A 19,369-nucleotide genomic window follows, 5' to 3' on the forward strand; every position below is an offset into this window, starting at 1 on the left:
AAAATTCTCCCAGTTCTACAATTTCTTGAATATAAGCTTCATCGTGTATTCAGATTTCGTTGCGTAACCTCGGTCTGCGTATTAACCGAGGAACGATTCATGCGGAATTTTTTGAAGATTGCATTGGCTTCATTGGTAATCTCTGCCCCATTGGCAAGTGCTCAGGCCCAAAATTTCTTTCCACGTGAACAACACCAGCGCGACTGGAGAGATCATCGTCCCGGCAGCTGGGGTGGGCAACACCGGGGACCTGACCGTTATCCCAGGGGCTGGGGACCAAATCGCAGGCCGAATGGTGCCGGCTACTACCACGGCTATCGCGGCTATCGCGATTACCGGCCGGGCTATCGTCGCCACCGTGACGGCATGTGGTATCCCGTGGCGGCGTTCGCCCTCGGCGCCCTTCTCGGCGGCGCTCTGAGCCAATGATCCCATAAGGCAGTGCGGCGGCCTGGCGAGCCGCCGCGTGACCTGTGCCGGTCACTGGCATCGCGCCGTCGGTGCCATAAACCGTCCCGCGTTTACGTTTGAGTTACATCCGGCCCCTAGGGTCCGCCCGTCCGGTACCTGTTGGGGATAACGTGGTGCCGGCACAAGGCCCGGCCGGATGCTCTCCTGGCCGGGCCGCTCAAGGCATTTGCCTTCGTGCTTGCCGGCCCCCTGGATTGCGTCGCTGCCCCGGCAATGACAATGATCCCCGAAACCCAAACAATGCGGGGCAAGCGCCATGGTTCGTCTCAACAAGATCTACACCCGTACCGGCGATGACGGTTCGACCGGGCTCGGTACCGGTGAGCGCCGTTCGAAGGCCGATCTGAGGGTCGAGGCCTATGGCACGGTCGACGAGGCCAATGCGGTGATCGGTCTCGCCCGCCAGTATAGCGCCCGCGAGGATGCTGATATCGATGCCATGCTCGCCCGCATCCAGAACGATCTGTTCGATCTCGGCGCGGATCTGTGCACGCCCGAGGGCGGCGAGAAGGAGATCACCTGGAAGCCGCTGCGTATCGTGCTGGCCCAGGTCGACCGGCTGGAGCAGGAGATCGATGCCATGAATGCCGATCTTGCGCCGCTGAAGAGCTTCGTGCTGCCGGGCGGCACGCCCTGCGCCAGCCAGCTGCATCTGGCGCGTACCGTCAGCCGCCGGGCCGAGCGCGTGATGGTGGCGCTGTCGCAATCGGTGGGCGAACTGGTCTCCGCCGAGGCGCTCGCCTATGTGAATCGCCTCTCCGACCACCTGTTCGTGGCGAGCCGCTACCTCAACCACAAGGCCAGCGGCGACGTGCTCTGGGTGCCCGGCGCGAACCGTTGAGCGTCCTGCGCCCGTAGGGCAGAAGGCACTGGCGCCATTTCCCGTCATGTCCGCGCAATCATTGCGCGCAATTAATCCGGGCCCATCCCGTTTCGGCCGGTTTGGCCATCTTTCATTTACCTTGATGAATCATGATCATGGCCATGAAAAAGACAGTCCTGCCTGCCCTTGCGCTGCTCGCCCTCTCCGCTCTGCCGGCGTCGGCCGCCTCCTTCCAACAGTGCCTTTCCGCCATCGGCGCGCGTGCCGGTGCGGCGGGGGTGTCGTCATCGGTGATCAACCGGCAGTTCAGCGGCCTGCAGCCGGACATGACCGTGATCGACGCGATGAACAAGCAGCCCGAGTTCAAGACGCCGATCTGGGACTACATGGCCTCGCTGGTCGATGCGCAACGCGTGGCCGACGGCAAGCAGATGCTGGCCCGATATGGCTCGGTGCTCTCCGGCGTGCAGCGGCGCTACGGCGTCGACCCGGCCGTGGTGGTGGCGGTGTGGGGCGTCGAGTCCAACTATGGCGAGAGCAAGGGCACACGCCCGCTGGTGCAGTCGCTGGCCACGCTGTCCTGCTATGCCGGCCGCCGCCAGGCCTATTTCCAGGGTGAGCTCATCGCCACGCTGAAGATCATCCAGCGCGGCGACGTCAATCCCGATCATCTGGTCGGCTCCTGGGCAGGCGCCTTCGGCAATACCCAGTTCATGCCCTCGACCTTCCTGCGCCTGGCCGTGGACGGCGACGGCGACGGTCGCCGCGACGTGGTCGATTCCGTGCCCGATGCGCTCGCTTCCACCGCCAATTACCTGGCCCGCTCCGGCTGGACCCCCGGCACGCGCTGGGGCTATGAGGTGCGCCTGCCGCCCGGCTTCAAGGCGGGGCTGGCCGGCCGCACCAAGAAGCGCCCGCTCGGTTCCTGGGCCGCGATGGGCGTGACCCGCATCGACGGTGCTCCGCTGCAGGGCGGTAACGCCCGGGCCGCCATCCTGCTGCCGGCCGGGCCGCAGGGGCCGGCCTTCGTGGTCTTCCGCAATTTCGATGCGATCTATTCCTACAACGCCGCCGAATCCTATGCCCTGGCGATCGCCCACCTGTCGGACCGCATCCGGGGCGGCAGCCCCTTTGCGACGCCCTGGCCGACCGATGATCCCGGCCTGTCGCGGGCGCAGCGCAAGGAATTGCAGGCTCTGCTGGCACGCAGGGGCTATGATATCGGTACGCCCGACGGCTCGATCGGCGCCAAGACCATCCAGGCCATCCGCGACGTGCAGCGCCGGCTCGGCCTGCCGGTCACCGGTCACCCTGGGTTGAAGGTCCTGACGGCCCTGAAGCGAGGCTGATCGCAAAAAAAAGCGCCATTTTTCCAAGGGCTAGTTGGTATCAGCCATTATGATGATTGCGCCTGCGGCATCACTTGCCCTAGAATGTCGCCGAGAAAAGTTGTAGAACCGCACCATGTCAGCGACCACAGTCATTCACTTCGATCGTTCCGCCAAGGCGGCCACGCCGGATGCATCGCCCTCGCGCGAGCTTTCCTCCCGCGACCACCAGCGCACGGGCTGCCCGTTCCATGACGTGCGTTCGATGCTGCGCGACGTCGGCCTGAGGCCCACCCGCCAGCGCCTGGCGCTGGGCTGGCTGCTGTTCCAGAAGGGCGATCGGCACATCACCGCCGAGATGCTGCATGACGAGGCCTCCAAGGCCCGGGTGCCGGTCTCGCTCGCCACCGTCTACAACACGCTGCACCAGTTCACCGAAGTCGGCCTGCTGCGCGAATTCGCCGTGGACGGGTCGAAGACCTATTTCGACACCAATGTGCATGAGCACCATCATTATTTCGTCGAAGGCGACAATGAGGTGCTCGACATCCCCGGCGAGGTCAACATGGCCGAGATGCCGCAGGTGCCGGCGGGCTACGAAGTTGCGCGCGTCGACGTGATCGTGCGCCTGCGCCGCAAGGACTGAGGCATTCTCCATCGAGTTTGATGAAACGGCGCGGCTCGGCCGCGCCGTTTTCTTTTGCGCATGCCTTGGTCATGCACGTCTTCGTTCCGAGCAATCGAGCCCGCTGTGGTCTATTGTCGGGCGATCGAACCGAGAGGTGCCGGCGGTGGGCGCATGAATCGCTATCCGATGTTCAATCCGCAGCTGCTGAACAGCTTCGTGTCGGTGTGCGACACCATGAGCTTCACCCGTGCGGCGGAACGCGTGTCCCTGTCGCAGTCCACCGTCAGCCAGCAGATCCGTCGCCTGGAGGAGATGCTCGGCAAGCCGCTGTTCGAACGTTCCTCGCATCAGGTGCAGCTCACCGAGGAGGGGGTGAAGCTATTGGGCTATGCCCGGCGCATCATCGCCCTCAACGAGGAGGCACATGATGCGCTGACGGGACTGTGGCGCGATGGCGTGCTCCGGCTGGGCATGCCCGAGGATTATACCGTACCCACCGCCGACCTGCTCGCGGTCTTCAGCCGGGAGCACCCGCATCTACGGCTCGACGTCACCAGCGGCCTGAGCGCGGATCTGCATGCCGCCTACGGCCGCGAGGAACTCGACCTCATCCTGGTCAAGCAACGGCGCAGCCAGCCGCCGCGCGCCGCCAGGCCCGAACCCCTGCTATGGCTGGACAGTCTAGCCCATCCGGCCATCGAGCAGGCCCCGGTGCCGCTGGCGGTGTTCCCGCCCAACGGGCTCTATCGCGAGGAGTTGTGCCGAGCCCTCGACGATCTCGGCCGGCGCTGGCGGGTCGGTTATAGCAGCGCCAGCCTGGGGGCGCTCATGGCGGCGTCGGCTGCCGGCCTCGGCATCACCCTGCTGCCTGCGGGCTGCCGGCTGCCGAGCCATCGCATATTGGGGGAGGCCGAGGGATTGCAGCCGGTGACCGATTTCGAGCTGGCGCTGTATTTTCGCGATGGCGCCGTCGATGCCGTCATTACCCTGGCGGAGCGGCTGATCACCTTCTGCGGGCTGCAGGCCTAGGGCAAAGTCTTTGGGCGTGGAAATCTCCGCCCTCCCTGTGCATGAAAAGTTGGCTATTCATTCGCGCTCTGTGGATAGCCCCCATCATTGTCGGATCGAATGATCAGCATTGGCAAATGTCGCTGCCATAGAAATCCGCCCTCCCGTAAATTGGGAGTACAGGCAACCGATCGAGGGCAGGAAACCACCGTGGAAAACCACCAGCAACCGAACCGCAGGGCGTTTCCCGGCCGCAGAGAAACACTTACCACGCCGCCGGCGGTCATGGGGACGGCCAGCGGCAGTGCCGTGGCTGCGACCGCCAGCACCAGCCGCCCGGCCGATGAAACCGGCATCACGACGCTGGGCGATCGCCACTATTATCTCCGTGACGTGCGGCTCGAGGAAGGTTTCGAGTATGATGGCGAGACGGTGATCGGCACCCGCAGCGCGCTCTACACGCTGGAGATCGAGGACGGCAAGATCGCGGCCCTGCATGCGGCCGGCACCGAGCTGGCAGACGGCCTGCCCTGCTACCAAGCACATGGCCAGCTCATGCTGCCGGCGATGCGGGACATGCACATCCATCTCGACAAGACCTTTTATGGCGGGCCCTGGCAGGCCCCGCGCCCGCGCCAGGGCAAGACCATCATGGACATGATCGCGCGGGAGCAGACATTGCTGCCCGCGCTGCTGCCCATCTCGCAGCAGCGTGCCGAGGGGCTCATCGCCCTGTTGCAGTCCAAGGGCAGCACGGTGGCGCGTGGCCATTGCAACGTCGACCCGATCAGCGGCTTGAAGGCCCTGGAGCATGTGCAGCTGGCGCTGGAGAACCACCGCGAGGACTTCTCCTGCGAGATCGTCGCCTTCCCCCAGCACGGCCTGTTGCATTCCAGGGTCGAGGGGCTGTTGCGCGAGGCGATGACCATGGGTGCCGCCTATGTCGGAGGGCTCGACCCGACCAATGTCGATGGCGCCATGGAAAAATCCCTCGACGCCATGTTCCAGATCGCTCTCGATACCGGCAAGGGCGTGGACATCCACCTGCATGAGATCAGCCCTGCCGGCGTGGCGGCGATCGAGTACATGGTCGATACGGTGGAGAAGAATCCGGCGCTCAAGGGCAAGGTCACCATCAGCCACGCCTTCGCGCTTAGCACGCTCTCGCCGCAGGCACTGTCCGAACTCGCCACCCGGTTTGCCGCGCAGGGTATCGCCGTCGCCTCGACGGTGCCGATCGGCAGCTTTGTGATGCCGCTGCCGCAGCTCAGCGAGAAGGGCGTCTTCGTGATGACCGGCACGGACAGCGTGATCGATCATTGGTCGCCCTTCGGCAGCGGCGACATGCTGGAAAAGGCCAATCTCTACGCCCAGCTCTATGACGGCTCGGACGAGTTCCACCTCTCTCGCGCCCTGTCGATCGCTACCGGCGGCGTGCTGCCGCTGGACGGCAGCGGCAAGCGCGCTTGGCCGAAGGTGGGCGACGAAGCGGGGTTCACTCTGGTTCCCGCCAGTTGCTCGGCCGAGGCGGTGGCCCGCATGCCGGCGCGCACGGCCACCTTTCACCAGGGCCGCATGGTCTATGGCAGCGTGGGGCATGCCTGATGGTTGTGATGCTTGACCTCGCTTGCCTCCTGTCGGCCTTTCTCGACATGGCGCAAGCGAGCTTTGGCGCGAGCGGCACCTGAGGGCGCCGCTCCGCTGCGAGCCGGTTCAATCGGCGACTTCGACCACCAGTTCGACCTCGACCGGCAGGCCGAGAGGCAGGCTGGCGACCCCGAGCACGACCCGGCCCGACAGCATGTCGGCGCCGAAGACCTTGAGAAGAAGTTCGGAGGCGCCGTCGGCAACTTTCGGATGCTCCCGGAAATCGCCTTGCGTGGCGATATAGACGCCAAGTTTGGCGACGCCGGTCACCTTGTCGAGCGAACCGAGTTCCTGCCTGATGGCGGCGAGGGCGCTGCGGACGGCCAGTTCGGCCGCCTGGTAGCCCTCCTCGACGGTAAGTTCGCCGCCGAGGCGTCCGATGAATTGCGGCTTCCGGTCGATCACCGGCAGCATTCCGCTGAGGAAGAGCAGCCGGCCGACCCTGGCCGCCTCGACATAGGCGCCGAACGGCGTGGGAGGCGGGGGAAGCGCAATGCTGAACTCCTTGAGCCTCTGTTCCACGCCGGGCCCTTTTGCGCTGGGAGGGTTGCGTGGATTTACCATTTGCCCAGATGTGCGCCGCCATCGACGTGCAGCACCTCCCCGGTTACGCGCGGCGCCTCGGTCAGGAAGAGAACGGCCTCGACGATTTCCTCGACAGCCGAAATGCCGAGCATAGGTGATAAGCCATTGATGAAGTCACGCGGGCTGTCCTTGTGGAGCGGCGTGTCGACGACACCGGGCGCCACCGTGTTCACGCGGATGCCGTCCCTCGCATATTCCATGGCGATGTTCCTGGAGAGGGCCTCGATGCCGCCTTTGGTGGCCATGGCGACCGAAGCGTTGACGCCGGCGATCGGATGGTCGGCCAGGGGCGTCGTGATGCTGACGATGCTGCCGCCGCTCTTTTGTGCCAGCATCTGGCGCACTACCGCCTGGGTGAGATGCAGGAAGCCTTCCACATTGGTGGCAGCGAGCCGCCGGTAATCCTCCAGCGTGTAGTCGACGAACGGCTTGGTGAAGAAGATGCCCGCGTTGTTGACCAGAGCATCGATCCGCCCGAAGCGGGCGAGTGCGGTTTCGACCACGCGTTCTGCCGTGGCGGGGTCGGCAATGTCCCCGTCGACGCGGGCGAGCCTGTCGGAGGCACCGATCTCATCCGTCTCGGAAACCCGCCGCGATGTCGCGACCACGGCGTAGCCACGATCCAGGAAGGTATTGGCGAGGCCTGCACCGATGCCCTGTGATGCGCCGGTGACGATGACGACCTTGTTTGTCATTTGAGTTCTCCACGAGTTGGTTTGCTCTCGTGGACGGAATCTGCATCGCCACTCGTCTTTTGATTAGATGGAAATATATGGAATCAATTTTCCATTTATGCAAAAATACCGCATGGCCGATCTCAATGACATCGCCGTTTTTGCAAAGGTGGCGCAGTTCGAAAGCTTCAGTCGTGCCGCCCACGCACTCGGCATGCCGGTCTCCACCGTCAGTCGCAAGGTGAGTGCGCTCGAGGAACAATTGGGCGTGACGCTGTTGCAGCGCACGACGCGCAAATTGACACTCACGGCCCAGGGACGCGCCTATTATCATCAATGCAGCGAACCGCTCGGCCAACTCCAGGATGCCGAACGGGTACTCGTCCAGGCGCAAAGAAGGCCGGAGGGCCTGCTTCGGGTCTCCGTGCCAGTGATCATGGGACAGCAGCCCTTCTACGACTTCATCTCGTCCTTCCTGACGTCCTATCCGCACATCCAGGTCGATCTCGTCGTCACCAATGTCTTTCTCGATCTGATCGCCGAGAATGTCGACGTGGCCATCCGCTTCGGGGAACTCCAGGATTCCAGCATCATCGCCCAGCGTATCGGCAAGAGCGTGCGCTATGTCGTGGCGACGCCGGGCTATCTCAAGGGGCGTGACAGGCCGGCCAAGCCGGAGGATCTGGCTCGCCATCGCTGTGTGCTGATGAACGGGCGCAACAACGAAGCCGAATGGCACCTGGTCAGTGGTCGCAGAGAAGCGAAGGTCCAGGTCTCCGGGCCGATCGCTAGTCGCGATTTTCAGGCCGTGAGCGCCTTCACCTACAAGGGCCACGGCATCGGCCTCTTGCCCTCGACCTATTGCGACCAGCGCATCGAGAGCGGTGAACTCGAGCGCCTCCTGCCGGATTGGTCTTCGCCCGAGATCTTCGTGCACGCCGTCTATCAGACGCGGCGTTTCCTGCCTGCCAAGCTGCAGGTCTTCCTGGATGCCCTGAAGGCCTGGAAGAGCCCGCTTTGGATCATGCTGCGCTGACGCCGGCTACCGCACGCCCGATCGTCATCGGCGGGGTTTTTCAGAGCTTCAGCCAGTCGAGCGTGCCCAGGGAGACCAGGGTCGCAACCAGGATGGTGCCGGCATAGATCAGGCTGTGGCGCCAGCTCTGCAGCGGCGAGCGCTGGCGGAGCAAGGCGGGGCGCGCCAGGACGAAGGCGGCGATCAGCAATGCCACCACCAGGGCGCCATGCTGGATGCCGGTGGCCAGGTCATGCAGGATCACCATCGAGCAGATCAGCAGGGTCGGGAACCAGGCATGCCGGAACTCGGTGCGAAGCTTGGCGAGCAAGGGGGCAAATGGCTGCATGATATCCTCAAGAGCAAACGTTCGGCGGCGTTCTGAAAGCTGAAGCTGGCGGAGTAGATGCCGATTGCGGCGCCAGCGTGCCGTGTCGATGGTCACACCGCGGAAATAGAGAGGAAACGCGGTGTTCTGCCCCGGAATCGGTCGACAGCCTTAACAACGAGTAAAAATCGGACCGATTTTTCTGCTGCTGCCGCCTCCTACCCGTCCGGTGGCGGACCCCGCGATCCGGGCATGGCAGACGTCGCCAAATAGGCAGTAGCGGCCTGACTGGAATCCTTCTATAAACGCACCATACCGCGCCGCACAAACCGCCTCGTGAGCGCGAATTCCGCTGACGTATCATAGGCTTGGGGGCGTTCCCCGGCCTTTTTCAGGGAACCTGCCATGGCCTCTCTCGATAGCTTCAAAGCCCGCAAGACACTTCAGGTGGGCTCGAAGACCTACACCTATTATTCCTTGAAAGCAGCGGAAGCGAACGGTCTTCCCGGCATTTCCGCCCTGCCGGTCTCCATGAAGGTCCTGCTCGAGAACCTCCTGCGTTTCGAGGATGGCCGCAGCGTTTCCAAGGGTGATATCGAAGCCATCGCCGCCTTCCTCACCAATCGCGGCAAAGCCGAGCGCGAAATCGCCTTCCGCCCCGCCCGCGTGCTGATGCAGGACTTCACCGGCGTGCCGGCCGTAGTCGATCTCGCCGCCATGCGCGACGCCATGAAGGCCCTGGGTGGCGATCCCACCCTGATCAACCCGCTGGTGCCGGTCGATCTGGTCATCGACCACTCCGTCGTTGTCGACTATTTCGGCAACAACGACGCCTTCAAGAACAACGTTGCCCGCGAATATGAGCAGAACCAGGAACGCTACCGCTTCCTGAAATGGGGCCAGTCGGCCTTCGACAATTTCCGCGTGGTGCCGCCGGGTACCGGCATCTGCCACCAGGTCAATCTCGAATATCTGGCTCAGACGGTCTGGACCAAGGAAGAGGACGGCGTCACCGTCGCCTATCCCGACACGTTGGTGGGCACCGATAGCCACACCACCATGGTCAATGGCCTGGGCGTGCTCGGCTGGGGCGTCGGCGGCATCGAGGCCGAGGCCTCCATGCTCGGCCAGCCCAATTCGATGCTGATCCCCGAAGTGATCGGCTTCCGCCTCACCGGCAAGCTGCCGGCCGGCGTCACCGCCACCGACCTGGTGCTTACGGTCACCCAGATGCTGCGCAAGAAGGGCGTCGTCGGCAAGTTCGTGGAGTTCTTCGGCCAGGGCCTCGACGCCATGACGCTGGAAGACAAGGCCACCATTGCCAACATGGCACCGGAATATGGCGCGACCTGCGGCTTCTTCCCTGTCGATGCCGAGACGCTGCGCTATCTCGACAAGTCGGGCCGCGAAACCGACCGCATCGCTCTTGTCGAAGCCTATTCCAAGGAACAGGGCATGTTCCGGACCTCGGCGAGCTTCGATCCGGTGTTCACCGACATCCTCGAGCTCGACCTCGCCACCGTGCTGCCCTCGCTCGCAGGCCCCAAGCGCCCGCAGGACCGCGTTCTGCTCTCCGACGCCAAGGCCGGCTTCCTAGCCGCCCTGGAAGGCGAGTTCAAGAAGCCCGGCGAGGCTGGCAAGGCCCAGGCCGTTGCCGGCACCGACTATGCCATCGGCCATGGCGCGGTGACCATTGCCGCCATCACCTCCTGCACCAATACCTCCAACCCCTCGGTGCTGGTCGCGGCCGGCCTGCTCGCCCGCAAGGCGGCGGCCAAGGGCCTGAAGTCCAAGCCCTGGGTCAAGACCTCGCTCGCACCGGGATCGCAGGTGGTGGAAGCCTATCTCAGCCAGTCCGGCCTGCAGAAGGATCTCGACGCCCTCGGCTTCAACCTGGTCGGCTTCGGCTGCACCACCTGCATCGGCAATTCCGGCCCACTGCCGGAGCCGATCTCGGAAGCCGTCAACAAGGGTGACATCGTCGCCGCCGCCGTGCTCTCGGGCAACCGCAACTTCGAGGGCCGCGTCAATCCGGACGTCAAGGCCAACTACCTCGCTTCGCCCCCGCTGGTGGTCGCCTATGCGCTGGCCGGCTCCCTCCAGGTCGACGTGACGCTGGAGCCGCTCGGCACCGGCAGCGACGGCAAGCCCGTCTTTCTCTCCGACATCTGGCCCGATGGCGCCGAGATCCAGGCGGTGATCGACGAATACGTCACCCAGGCGATGTTCAAGTCCAAATATGCCGACGTCTTCAAGGGCGACGAGAACTGGCAGAAGATCTCGGCTCCGGCAGGGCAGACCTATGCCTGGGATGAGCGTTCGACCTATGTGCAGAACCCGCCTTATTTCGAAGGCATGACCAAGACGCCTGTGCCGCCGACGGATGTGCACAAGGCCCGTGTCCTCGGCCTCTTCCTCGACTCGATCACCACCGACCACATCTCCCCGGCCGGTTCGATCAAAGCGGCGAGCCCGGCGGGCGAATATCTGCGCGACCATCAGGTCCGCCCGGTGGACTTCAACCAGTACGGCACCCGCCGCGGCAACCACCAGGTGATGATGCGCGGCACCTTCGCCAATATCCGCATCAAGAACCAGATGCTGCCGGGTATCGAAGGCGGCCTGTCCATCCATTATCCCGATGGCGTGGAAGCCCCGATCTATGATGTCGCCATGCGCTACAAGGCCGAGGGCGTGCCCCTGGTCGTGTTCGCCGGCAAGGAATACGGCACCGGTTCCTCGCGTGACTGGGCGGCCAAGGGCACCAAGCTGCTCGGCGTGCGCGCCGTGATCGCCCAGAGCTTCGAGCGTATCCACCGCTCCAACCTGGTCGGCATGGGCGTGGTACCCTTCACCTTTGCCGAAGGCACCTCCTGGCAGACGCTGGGCCTGAAGGGCGACGAGATGGTGACGATCGAGGGTATCGAGACGATCAAGCCGCGCGCCACCATCGAGGCCGAGATCACCTTCGCCGATGGCAAGGTGGTCAAGGTGCCGCTGCTCTGCCGCATCGATACGCTGGATGAGCTCGACTACTTCAAGAACGGCGGCATCCTGCAGTTCGTGCTGCGCAACCTGGCGGCATAATCCCGGGAGGGCGGACCTCTCAACGGCATGTTTGCATGTCGCGGTATCCGCCTTTTCTGGTATCCATGCGTGGTGGTGTCTTTTGAGATCACCGCCCCGCTCTCTTCTCGACCGTTGTCGTTTCAAGAGCGGACAGGGTGTCCGCGCTCCGAGGAGATCCCATGTTCCCAGACAGTCTCATCGCCGGCTACAAGTCCTTCCTCGGTGATCGCTTCTCCCGGGAAAGCCAGCGCTACGAGACGTTGGGAACCACGGGGCAGAGCCCTGAAGTGCTCGTGATCGGCTGCTGTGATTCGCGGGTCTCGCCCGAAGTGATTTTCGATGCCGGGCCGGGCGAGCTGTTCGTGGTGCGCAACGTCGCCAATATCGTGCCGCCCTACGAAGCGGGCGGCCAGTTCCACGGCACCAGCGCCGCACTGGAATTCGCGGTCGAGGCGCTCAAGGTCAAGCATATCGTCATCATGGGCCATGCCAGCTGCGGCGGCATCCGCTCCTTCGCGGAGAAGCGGGCGCCGCTCTCCTCCGGCGACTTCATCGGCAAATGGATGTCGATCATAGCCCCCGCGGTTGATACGCTCGAGGATCCCGGCGAGACGCCGTCGGAAGACTATATCACCCGTCTTGCTTTGGCCGCCGTGGAACAGAGCCTCGCCAATTTGATGACCTTCGGCAGCGTGCGCCGCCGCGTCGATGCCGGCGAATTGCAGCTCCACGGCGCTTATTTCGGCATCGCTTCCGGCCATCTCTTGGTGCGCGATCCCGAGACCCGCCGCTTCGAGGCAGTGGTTGCCGACATTGGCACGCCGCCTTCCCTGCTGCGCTGCGACTGAGGAGGACGTCGCAGGCGAGACGCCTGCGACCCCGGAATATTGCACCGCCCGCCTAAAGCAGGGCCGGTGTCCTTATATCCTGCTTACGCACCATGCTTGAAATAATACACAATATTTATTTGTGTAATGGACTTGCCATTTCGTAAAATGCCTTCGATGTCAGCCCGCCGAACAATTGCGGCAGGGTAGGATGACGTCCTTTCTTTCCCTCGTCCGACCGAATGCTTTCGTGGGCCGGCGTGAGAACAAGGCATTTTCAGAACCACTTTCACCATGTCGCATTCAGTTCCGAGAAAACTGGACATCGTCTCCAGGGTAACCATTCACGTCTTTGCTGCCGAAGTCCTCTTCGCCGCCTTGCTGGCAGCCTGCGGATCGAAGGCCTTTGGCCCGACCTTCGCCGCACTGCTCTCCCTGTTCGCCGTGCTGCAGGCGATGGCCGCATTCAGTGCACGTCGCCGGGCGCCATCTTCCTCGCTGACGGAATGGGACGGCATCGCCTGGCTGCTGCTGGTGGCAATGGGGGCGTTGTTGTTCCTGCGCTGATCTGGTCTCGGCGAAGCGCCCCCTCACAACGGCGGCAGGCGGCGCTTCACCGGCTGCGACTTGACGATGGCGGTGTTGGTCTCGGCCTTGTCGATGAGGCGGTCGAGGATCTCGTCGAGCTGTTCGATCGAGCGCAGATGCAACCGGGCGACGAAGCAGTCGTCGCCCGTGACCTTGTCGCATTCTGAGAATTCCGGGATTTCCTCGATCAGCCGCTGCACCCGGGGCAGTTGGCCGGGCAAAGGGCGGATACGCACGATCGCTTGCAGCGTATAGCCGAGAGCCTGCGGATCGACGTCCACGGTGAAGGCGCGGATCACGCCGCGCTCCTCCAGGCGCCTGAGACGTTCCGAGGTCGAGGGGGAGGACAGGTTCACCCGGCCCGCCAGTTCCTTCAGGGAGATGCGGGCGTTCTCGACCAGGATGTCGACGATGCCCTTGTCCACTTCATCAAGCATGATGAAAATCCGCGATTTTTCCTTCGTAATTTAGGATTATGCCATATCTAGCCTTATCCTATCCATGTAAAATTGCGCGACACCCGAATAGAATTCAGCCTCCTTTGAGAGGTGAATGCCATGGACAAGCTCCGCGGAACGGCCGAGATGACAGCGGCCATGATCATATCCGGCACGATCGGCTGGTTCGTCATCCTGTCCGGCCAGCCCGTCATCGACGTGGTGTTCTGGCGCTGCCTGTTCGGGGCGGGCACGCTCGCCTTGATCTGCCTGGGGCTCGGCCTTTTCAGGCGCGACGTTATCACAGCGCGTCAGATCGGCCTCGCCGTGGTCGGCGGCATCGCCATCGTGGCGAACTGGCTGATGTTGTTTGCCGCCTATCCGCGCGCCTCGATCTCGATCGCCACCGCCGTGTACAACACCCAGCCCTTCATGCTGGTGGGCTTCGGCGTGCTGTTCTTCGCCGAGAAGCTGACCGCCTCAAAGCTGTTCTGGCTCGGCCTCGCCTTCGCCGGCATGCTCGGCATCGTGCAGGCCAAAAGCGGGGCTGCCGGGACCGATTATCTGGTCGGCATCGGCCTGGCGCTCGGCGCCGCCTTCTTCTATGCCATCGCCGCTCTGGTCGCCAAGAAGCTCAAGGGCGTGCCGCCACACCTGATCGCGCTGATCCAGGTGATCGTGGGCACCCTGATGCTGGCCCCGCTCGCCAGCCTATCCCATCCACCCGCCGGCGAACAGACCTGGGCCATCCTGGGCACGCTCGGCATCGTCCATACCGGGCTGATGTATATCCTGCTCTACGGCGCCATCCAGAAGCTGCCGACCAGCCTCACCGGCGCGCTCTCCTTCATCTATCCGGTGGTGGCGATCCTGGTCGACCTCGTCGCCTTCGGCCACCGCCTGGACTGGCTGCAGATGATCGGCGCCGGTGCCATCCTGATCGCGGCCGCCGGCATGACGCTCGGCTGGTCGCCCTTGCGCCGGAACGAGGCAGCGGTGCCGGGGACACCGGCTAGCCCCCGATCCTGAGCAGGAGGACGCCAAGAAGGGCGTCGGCGATGCCGAACCATTGCAGAGGCGACAGCCTTTCGCCGCGCAGCACCACGCCGAGGGCGGCGGTGACGGCACCGGACAGCGTGCTCAGCACGGTGACCACCGCAACGGCCCCGGTAAGCGCCCCCAAGGCCAACGTGCCGAAGCCGCACAGGCTGAGCAGGCCGATGGCGGTGATGAGGAGCCAGAGCGATGAAGGCGGTGGCCGGAATTCGGCCGGCCGCGCCGCGAGCATGCCGGCAAGACAGACCAAATTGGTGGCATAGAGCAGCCACAGCGTCGCGGTGGTGCCGAGCCCGGGCAGGGCCAGGTGCCCTTGCAGCCAGAAGCCGACGCCGAAGAACAGGGCCGCCGCCAGCGCCAGGCGCAGCGAAGCCCTCGAACTCGCCGGGGCCCCGCCGTCGTCCGGGGCATAGACCGTACAGGGCACCCCGATGAAACAGAGCGCCAGGCCCGCCAGGGCCCACCAGCCCAACACCTCGCCGGTCGCCAGCGAGAGCAAGGTGGTGATCACGCCATAGGTGGCGGTGAGGGGCGCCACCAGGGCGGCTTTGCCGCGGGCCAGGGCCGACAGCAGGGCCAGCATGCCCAGGAAATTGCAGAGGGCGGCGGCGAGGCCCCACAGCCAGGCCTCCGGCAGGGCCGACGCCATATGGCCGTGGATGGCGGGCAGGAACAGGACCAGCAGCGACAGGCCGGCAAAGCCGATGGCCTGGCTGAAGAACAGGGACCGGCGCACCCCGAGCGCTCGCGCCGCCGCACCGCCGAGAAAATCCGTGCCGCCCCAGCACAGGGCGGCCGCCAGGCCGAGAAGAATTGCCATGTTTGCATCCGCTGTTCGGCCGTGAGGGGAACGTACATCCTTCAGGCTTCGTCCCTCTTAGCTGCGGCCCTTGCCTCCTCGGAACGCAGAGCCACGCCAAAGCGCGGCAATATCCAGCCAAAACGCGCATTGGCGCCGTCAGGTCCCGGAACGTAGTCGCCGATGGGCTTCGGCATGCAGGTCATCGAGCCCGGTCGTGATGCGGCGGCTGACCGCGTCGATCTCCGCTGCATCGGCATTGCCGGCTACGGTGAGGGCTTCCGACCAGAGCACGCAGCCGCGCCCGAAGGGCAAGACCAGGCTGGCTTTGTCCCAGTTGTCGAGGTCGATGCGGGCGCTGGTCACCGCCGCGAACAGGAAGATCGGCCGGCCGGTGGCACGGGCCAGTTGCACCGCGCCCTTGCCGGCGACACGCGCGACTTTGGGCACGTCGGCCGTCATCAGCACATTGGTGCCGGTTTCCAGCGCCTGGCGCATCGCCAGGAAGGCGGAGATGCCGCATTTGCCCCGGATCTTGGCGCGGGTCTGGGTGCCGGAGCCGCGAATGGTGCCGTAGCCGGCCCGCGCCAGCGCCGTGGCGATCACCGTGCCGTCGAAATGCAGCGAGACCAGCACGCTGGTTCGCGGCGCGCCGCGCAAGGCTGCGACGCTCAGCATCTGCTGGCCATGCCAGGTCAGTGCGATGAAGGAACCCTCCGTCCGCTCCCAGGGAGGCAGCTCGCCCGGCTCAGGGGCGAAGCGCGTGGTACGCATCACGCCACTGATATAGGCGTGCAGCCCATAGCCGGCCGCCTTGGCGGCCCATTGCTTCCTGCGGATCATCGTCGGCTCCCGAATGCGGGCGCAACCTAGGGAGGGCGGATTGCGCGGGCATTGCGGGCAGGCTGACGCGGGATGCCGAACCTAGCTCTGTGGCAGCGGGATGTCGGGCCAATCTTCGGTGGCGGCGGGCTGGATCGCCCGCTCCAGATAGGTGGAGAGCACCACATAGCTCTTGGTGCCCCTGACGCCCGGCAGGACATAAAGCTGGGAGAGGAAATGCTCCATGGCCCGGGCGTTTCGGGTGCGGACCTTCATCACCACGCCGGTATCGCCGGCCACCGAATGCATTTCCTCCACCTCGGGGAAACGGCGCAGCGTCATCATGCGCTCGCTCTTGCCCCAGCCCTCTGTGTCGACATGCACGAAGGCCAGGAAGGGCTTGCCGATGGCCTGGGCGTCGATAACGGCCGTCGAGCCCTTGAGCACACCGGATTCGCGCAGCCGCTTGACACGTTCATGCACGGCCGGCGCGGATAGCCCCGCGCTCTGGCCGATTTCGGCATAGGTCTGGCGGGCATCGGCGCTCAGGGCGGTTAAGATCTTTCGGTCGAAATCGTCGAGTTGGCGCTCAGCCCGGCTGCCGGGCCGAACATCCTTCGTTTTTGATTTCATTCGGCAAAAATCTCTTTCTGGCGAAGATGTTTCTGAGCAGGTTGACGTGGAAACGAGAGGCCGGAACATGCAGATGATAGTACGAAATCCCAGCAATGGTATCTATGCCGCCACATCAGACTATGTTCATGCTATGGAAGTGGTGAAGCCTCAGCGCCTGCTTTTCTTCAGCGGCACCATGGGGCTCGATCCGGCGGGGAGGGCGCCCACCAGCCTGGCGGAGCAGCTCGACTGTGTGTGGTCCAATATCCGGCGCATCCTCGCCGAGGCCGGCATGGGCGTGGACAATCTGGTGCGCGTCACCAGCTATTTGCGCGACGCAGCTTATGTCGAAGCCAATCAGGCGGCGCGGCTCAAGGCTCTCGGCAGCCGCCGCATCCCGACCACGGCCATCGTGGTCGGGACGCTCGAACCGGGTTGGCTGGTGGAGCTGGAGGCGATCGCCGCGGGATAAGGGGTTGCGGTCCCGCCCGCTTCACTCCATCCCTTCGAGCTCCACGGTCATGCTCTCGATCAGATTGAGCCCGATCTGCCAGAAGGCGGGATCGCGCGCGTCGAGGCCGAAGGGGGCGAGCAACTCGGAATGGTGCTTGGTGCCGCCGGCTGCAAGCATCGCGAGATAGCGTTCGGCAAAGCCATCATGCGCCTTCTCATAGACGGCATAGAGTGAGTTTACCAGGCAATCGCCGAAAGCATAGGCATAGACGTAGAACGGCGAATGGATGAAGTGCGGGATATAGGTCCAGAAGGTCTCATAGCCCGGCCCGATCTTGATGGCCGGCCCGAGGCTTTCCTCCTGGACCGACAGCCAGATTTCGCCGAGGCGATCGGCGGTCAACTCGCCCTGGCGGCGCTCGACATGTACCTTGCGCTCGAAGGAATAGAAGGCGATCTGGCGCACCACCGTGTTGATCATGTCCTCCACCTTGGCGGAGAGCATAGCCTTCTTCTGTGCCGGGCTTGAGGCCTGCGCCAGCAAGGCGCGGAAAGTCAGCATCTCACCGAACACCGAGGCTGTTTCGGCCAGGGTCAGCGGCGTCGGCGCCATCAGGGCACCGTTATGGCCCGCCAGCACCTGGTGGACGCCGTGGCCGAGCTCGTGGGCCAGCGTCATCACGTCGCGCGTCTTGCCCTGGTAGTTGAGCAGCACATAGGGATGGGCCGAGGGCACGGTCGGGTGGGCGAAGGCGCCAGGGGCCTTGCCCGGACGGACGGGCGCGTCGATCCAGTTCTCGTCGAAGAAACGCTGGGCGATGCCGGCCATGCGCGGCGAGAAGCCGGCATAGGCCTCCAGCACGGTGCCGCGCGCATCTTCCCACTTGATCGGCGTGCTCTCCACCTTGGGCAGCGGCGCATTGCGATCCCAATGGTTGAGCTGGTCGAGCCCGAACCACTTCGCCTTGAGGCGATAGTAGCGATGCGATAGGCGCGGATAGGCTTCCTGCACCGCCGAGACCAGGGCGTCCACCACCTCGCGTTCGACCCGGTTCGACAGATGCCTGGAATCGGCGACATCCTCGAAGCCGCGCCAGCGGTCGGAGATCTCCTTGTCCTTGGCCAGCGTGTTGGTGATCAGGGTGAACAGCCTGAGATTGTCCTTGAAGGTGCGGGCGAGGGCATAAGCGGCTTTCTCGCGCTTGGCCGGGGAGGGGTCCTGAAGCAGGTTCAGCGTCGGCTCCAGCGTCAGTTCCTGACTATCCTCCACCCGGAAGCGCAGGCCCGAGATCGTCTCGTCGAACAGGCGGTTCCAGGCGCCACGCCCGGTGACCGACTTGTCGTGGAACAATTGCTCGACGCGATCCTCGAGCTGGTAGGGCTTCTCGATGCGGATATCGTCGAGCCAGGGCTTCCAATGAGAGAGCGCCCCGTCCTTGACCGCCTCGGCCAAGGCCGTGTCGTCGATGCGGTTGAGCTCCAGCGTGAAGAACAGGAGGTGCGAGGACGCCGTGGTCAGCTTGTCCTGCACGTCGCCATAGAATTTGGCGCGGACGGGATCCGTGGTGTCGCCGGCATAGACGAGGCCAGCGAAGGAGGCGATTCGCCCGAGCCTGTCCTCGAGGCCCTCATAGGTCTTGATGATGGCTGCGAGACGGTGGGCGCCCTCCTTGCCGGCCAGAATCTCGGCGAGCTTGCCCTTATGGGCCTCCTCGAAGGCCAGACAGTCGGTCAGGCCTCTGTCGAGATCGGCGGTAATCTCGGGCGAATCGAGGCCCGGGTAGAGATCGGCAAGATTCCATTCCGGCAGTCGGCCGAGTTCGCTGCCCTTTCGGTCGGCCCTGGTCTCCGGCGAATCAGCCTTGGATGCCTCGGATGCGGAGGAACCGGAGGATGCGGAAAAAGATTGGCCGGCCATGAAAACTCCTTGAGACCGCTTGGCACTACGATTGCGGTTGTCTTTCGAACGGCATTCCAGCGTGTCAGCCTCCGGCTCGCAGCTTGAAAACCAGGCATTCGCCGGCAGACAAGACGTCAGCCGGAAGCTGACACTCGGTGTTTGCAACAAAGCCGGGCCGGCGATGCGGCCCCATGATGGTCACACATATCGCCGTTCGCGGCTGCGGTTTCAACCATCTCAGCGGAATGTGACTTTGATGAAACGTCGTTAAGCAGTCCTTCACGCTTCTCCTCCTA

General features: G+C 64.2%; 20 protein-coding genes. 12 read left to right on the top strand and 8 right to left on the bottom strand.

All coding sequences use genetic code 11. The annotated features are described in order from the left end of the window. Positions 1-99 precede the first annotated feature (99 nt). The 6 genes from U1R88_RS25575 (at position 100) to U1R88_RS25600 (ending at position 5,863) form a co-directional block, all read left to right on the top strand. Positions 100-429 (top strand): hypothetical protein, encoded by a 330-nt coding sequence (locus U1R88_RS25575; protein WP_322433794.1) that lies wholly within the window; start codon positions 100-102, stop codon positions 427-429. A gap of 298 nt (positions 430-727) precedes the next feature. Next, positions 728-1,312, top strand: a complete 585-nt coding sequence (locus U1R88_RS25580) for a cob(I)yrinic acid a,c-diamide adenosyltransferase (RefSeq protein ID WP_322433795.1) — start codon at positions 728-730, stop codon at positions 1,310-1,312. Between the two features lie 143 nt (positions 1,313-1,455). After that, the gene (locus tag U1R88_RS25585; protein WP_322433796.1) at positions 1,456-2,643 is read left to right on the top strand and encodes a lytic murein transglycosylase; all 1,188 of its coding nucleotides are present in this window, start codon (positions 1,456-1,458) and stop codon (positions 2,641-2,643) included. A gap of 115 nt (positions 2,644-2,758) precedes the next feature. Next, entirely contained in the window at positions 2,759-3,268 is a 510-nt protein-coding gene (irrA, locus tag U1R88_RS25590; RefSeq protein WP_082980194.1) for an iron response transcriptional regulator IrrA, read from the top strand. Positions 3,269-3,421: 153 nt separating this feature from the next. Next, positions 3,422-4,279 (top strand): LysR family transcriptional regulator, encoded by an 858-nt coding sequence (locus U1R88_RS25595; RefSeq protein ID WP_322433797.1) that lies wholly within the window; start codon positions 3,422-3,424, stop codon positions 4,277-4,279. 189 nt (positions 4,280-4,468) lie between these two features. Continuing rightward, entirely contained in the window at positions 4,469-5,863 is a 1,395-nt protein-coding gene (locus U1R88_RS25600) for an amidohydrolase family protein (RefSeq protein WP_322433798.1), read from the top strand. A 108-nt stretch (positions 5,864-5,971) separates the two neighbouring features. Here the strand turns inward: U1R88_RS25600 and U1R88_RS25605 are convergent, their stop codons facing one another. Further along, positions 5,972-6,469, bottom strand: coding sequence for a RidA family protein (locus U1R88_RS25605; protein WP_322433799.1), 498 nt, complete (start codon positions 6,467-6,469; stop codon positions 5,972-5,974). Next, positions 6,463-7,185, bottom strand: a complete 723-nt coding sequence (locus U1R88_RS25610) for an SDR family NAD(P)-dependent oxidoreductase (protein ID WP_322433800.1) — start codon at positions 7,183-7,185, stop codon at positions 6,463-6,465. The genes U1R88_RS25605 and U1R88_RS25610 overlap by 7 nt, the downstream gene beginning before the upstream one ends. 112 nt (positions 7,186-7,297) lie before the next feature. Here U1R88_RS25610 and U1R88_RS25615 point away from each other — a divergent pair, with 112 nt between their 5' ends. Further along, entirely contained in the window at positions 7,298-8,200 is a 903-nt protein-coding gene (locus U1R88_RS25615) for a LysR family transcriptional regulator (protein ID WP_322433801.1), read from the top strand. Positions 8,201-8,240: 40 nt separating this feature from the next. Here the strand turns inward: U1R88_RS25615 and U1R88_RS25620 are convergent, their stop codons facing one another. Further along, positions 8,241-8,528 (bottom strand): hypothetical protein, encoded by a 288-nt coding sequence (locus tag U1R88_RS25620; RefSeq protein ID WP_322433802.1) that lies wholly within the window; start codon positions 8,526-8,528, stop codon positions 8,241-8,243. A 384-nt stretch (positions 8,529-8,912) separates the two neighbouring features. Between U1R88_RS25620 and acnA the strand changes: the two genes are divergently transcribed. From acnA to U1R88_RS25635, 3 genes are all read left to right on the top strand, one after another. Continuing rightward, positions 8,913-11,594 carry an aconitate hydratase AcnA gene (gene acnA / locus U1R88_RS25625; RefSeq protein WP_322433803.1) on the top strand — a complete coding sequence of 894 codons (2,682 nt, stop codon included), beginning with the start codon at positions 8,913-8,915 and terminating at the stop codon, positions 11,592-11,594. Between the two features lie 161 nt (positions 11,595-11,755). After that, complete coding sequence (locus U1R88_RS25630) at positions 11,756-12,424, top strand: carbonic anhydrase (protein ID WP_311935778.1); 669 nt, start codon at positions 11,756-11,758, stop codon at positions 12,422-12,424. Positions 12,425-12,697: 273 nt separating this feature from the next. Next, complete coding sequence (locus U1R88_RS25635) at positions 12,698-12,970, top strand: hypothetical protein (RefSeq protein WP_322433804.1); 273 nt, start codon at positions 12,698-12,700, stop codon at positions 12,968-12,970. A gap of 23 nt (positions 12,971-12,993) precedes the next feature. Here the strand turns inward: U1R88_RS25635 and U1R88_RS25640 are convergent, their stop codons facing one another. Beyond that, positions 12,994-13,428, bottom strand: a complete 435-nt coding sequence (locus U1R88_RS25640; RefSeq protein WP_322433805.1) for an Lrp/AsnC family transcriptional regulator — start codon at positions 13,426-13,428, stop codon at positions 12,994-12,996. A 120-nt stretch (positions 13,429-13,548) separates the two neighbouring features. Here U1R88_RS25640 and U1R88_RS25645 point away from each other — a divergent pair, with 120 nt between their 5' ends. Continuing rightward, positions 13,549-14,457 carry a DMT family transporter gene (locus U1R88_RS25645; protein ID WP_322433806.1) on the top strand — a complete coding sequence of 303 codons (909 nt, stop codon included), beginning with the start codon at positions 13,549-13,551 and terminating at the stop codon, positions 14,455-14,457. Here the strand turns inward: U1R88_RS25645 and U1R88_RS25650 are convergent. The 3 genes from U1R88_RS25650 to U1R88_RS25660 all read right to left on the bottom strand — a co-directional run bounded on the left by U1R88_RS25650 (position 14,441) and on the right by U1R88_RS25660 (position 16,738). Then, complete coding sequence (locus tag U1R88_RS25650; RefSeq protein WP_322433807.1) at positions 14,441-15,304, bottom strand: DMT family transporter; 864 nt, start codon at positions 15,302-15,304, stop codon at positions 14,441-14,443. The genes U1R88_RS25645 and U1R88_RS25650 overlap by 17 nt on opposite strands. Positions 15,305-15,442: 138 nt before the next feature. Beyond that, positions 15,443-16,126, bottom strand: a complete 684-nt coding sequence (locus U1R88_RS25655) for a lysophospholipid acyltransferase family protein (protein ID WP_322433808.1) — start codon at positions 16,124-16,126, stop codon at positions 15,443-15,445. 81 nt (positions 16,127-16,207) lie between these two features. Beyond that, positions 16,208-16,738, bottom strand: coding sequence for an Lrp/AsnC family transcriptional regulator (locus tag U1R88_RS25660; RefSeq protein ID WP_322433809.1), 531 nt, complete (start codon positions 16,736-16,738; stop codon positions 16,208-16,210). A 67-nt stretch (positions 16,739-16,805) separates the two neighbouring features. Between U1R88_RS25660 and U1R88_RS25665 the strand changes: the two genes are divergently transcribed. Continuing rightward, positions 16,806-17,192 (top strand): RidA family protein, encoded by a 387-nt coding sequence (locus tag U1R88_RS25665; RefSeq protein ID WP_322433810.1) that lies wholly within the window; start codon positions 16,806-16,808, stop codon positions 17,190-17,192. Positions 17,193-17,213: 21 nt separating this feature from the next. Here U1R88_RS25665 and U1R88_RS25670 read toward each other — a convergent pair whose 3' ends face one another. Beyond that, entirely contained in the window at positions 17,214-19,091 is a 1,878-nt protein-coding gene (locus tag U1R88_RS25670) for a M3 family oligoendopeptidase (RefSeq protein ID WP_322433811.1), read from the bottom strand. Positions 19,092-19,369: the final 278 nt, after the last annotated feature.

The sequence above is a fragment of the Labrys sedimenti genome (assembly GCF_034424805.1).
GTDB lineage: Bacteria > Pseudomonadota > Alphaproteobacteria > Rhizobiales > Labraceae > Labrys > Labrys sedimenti.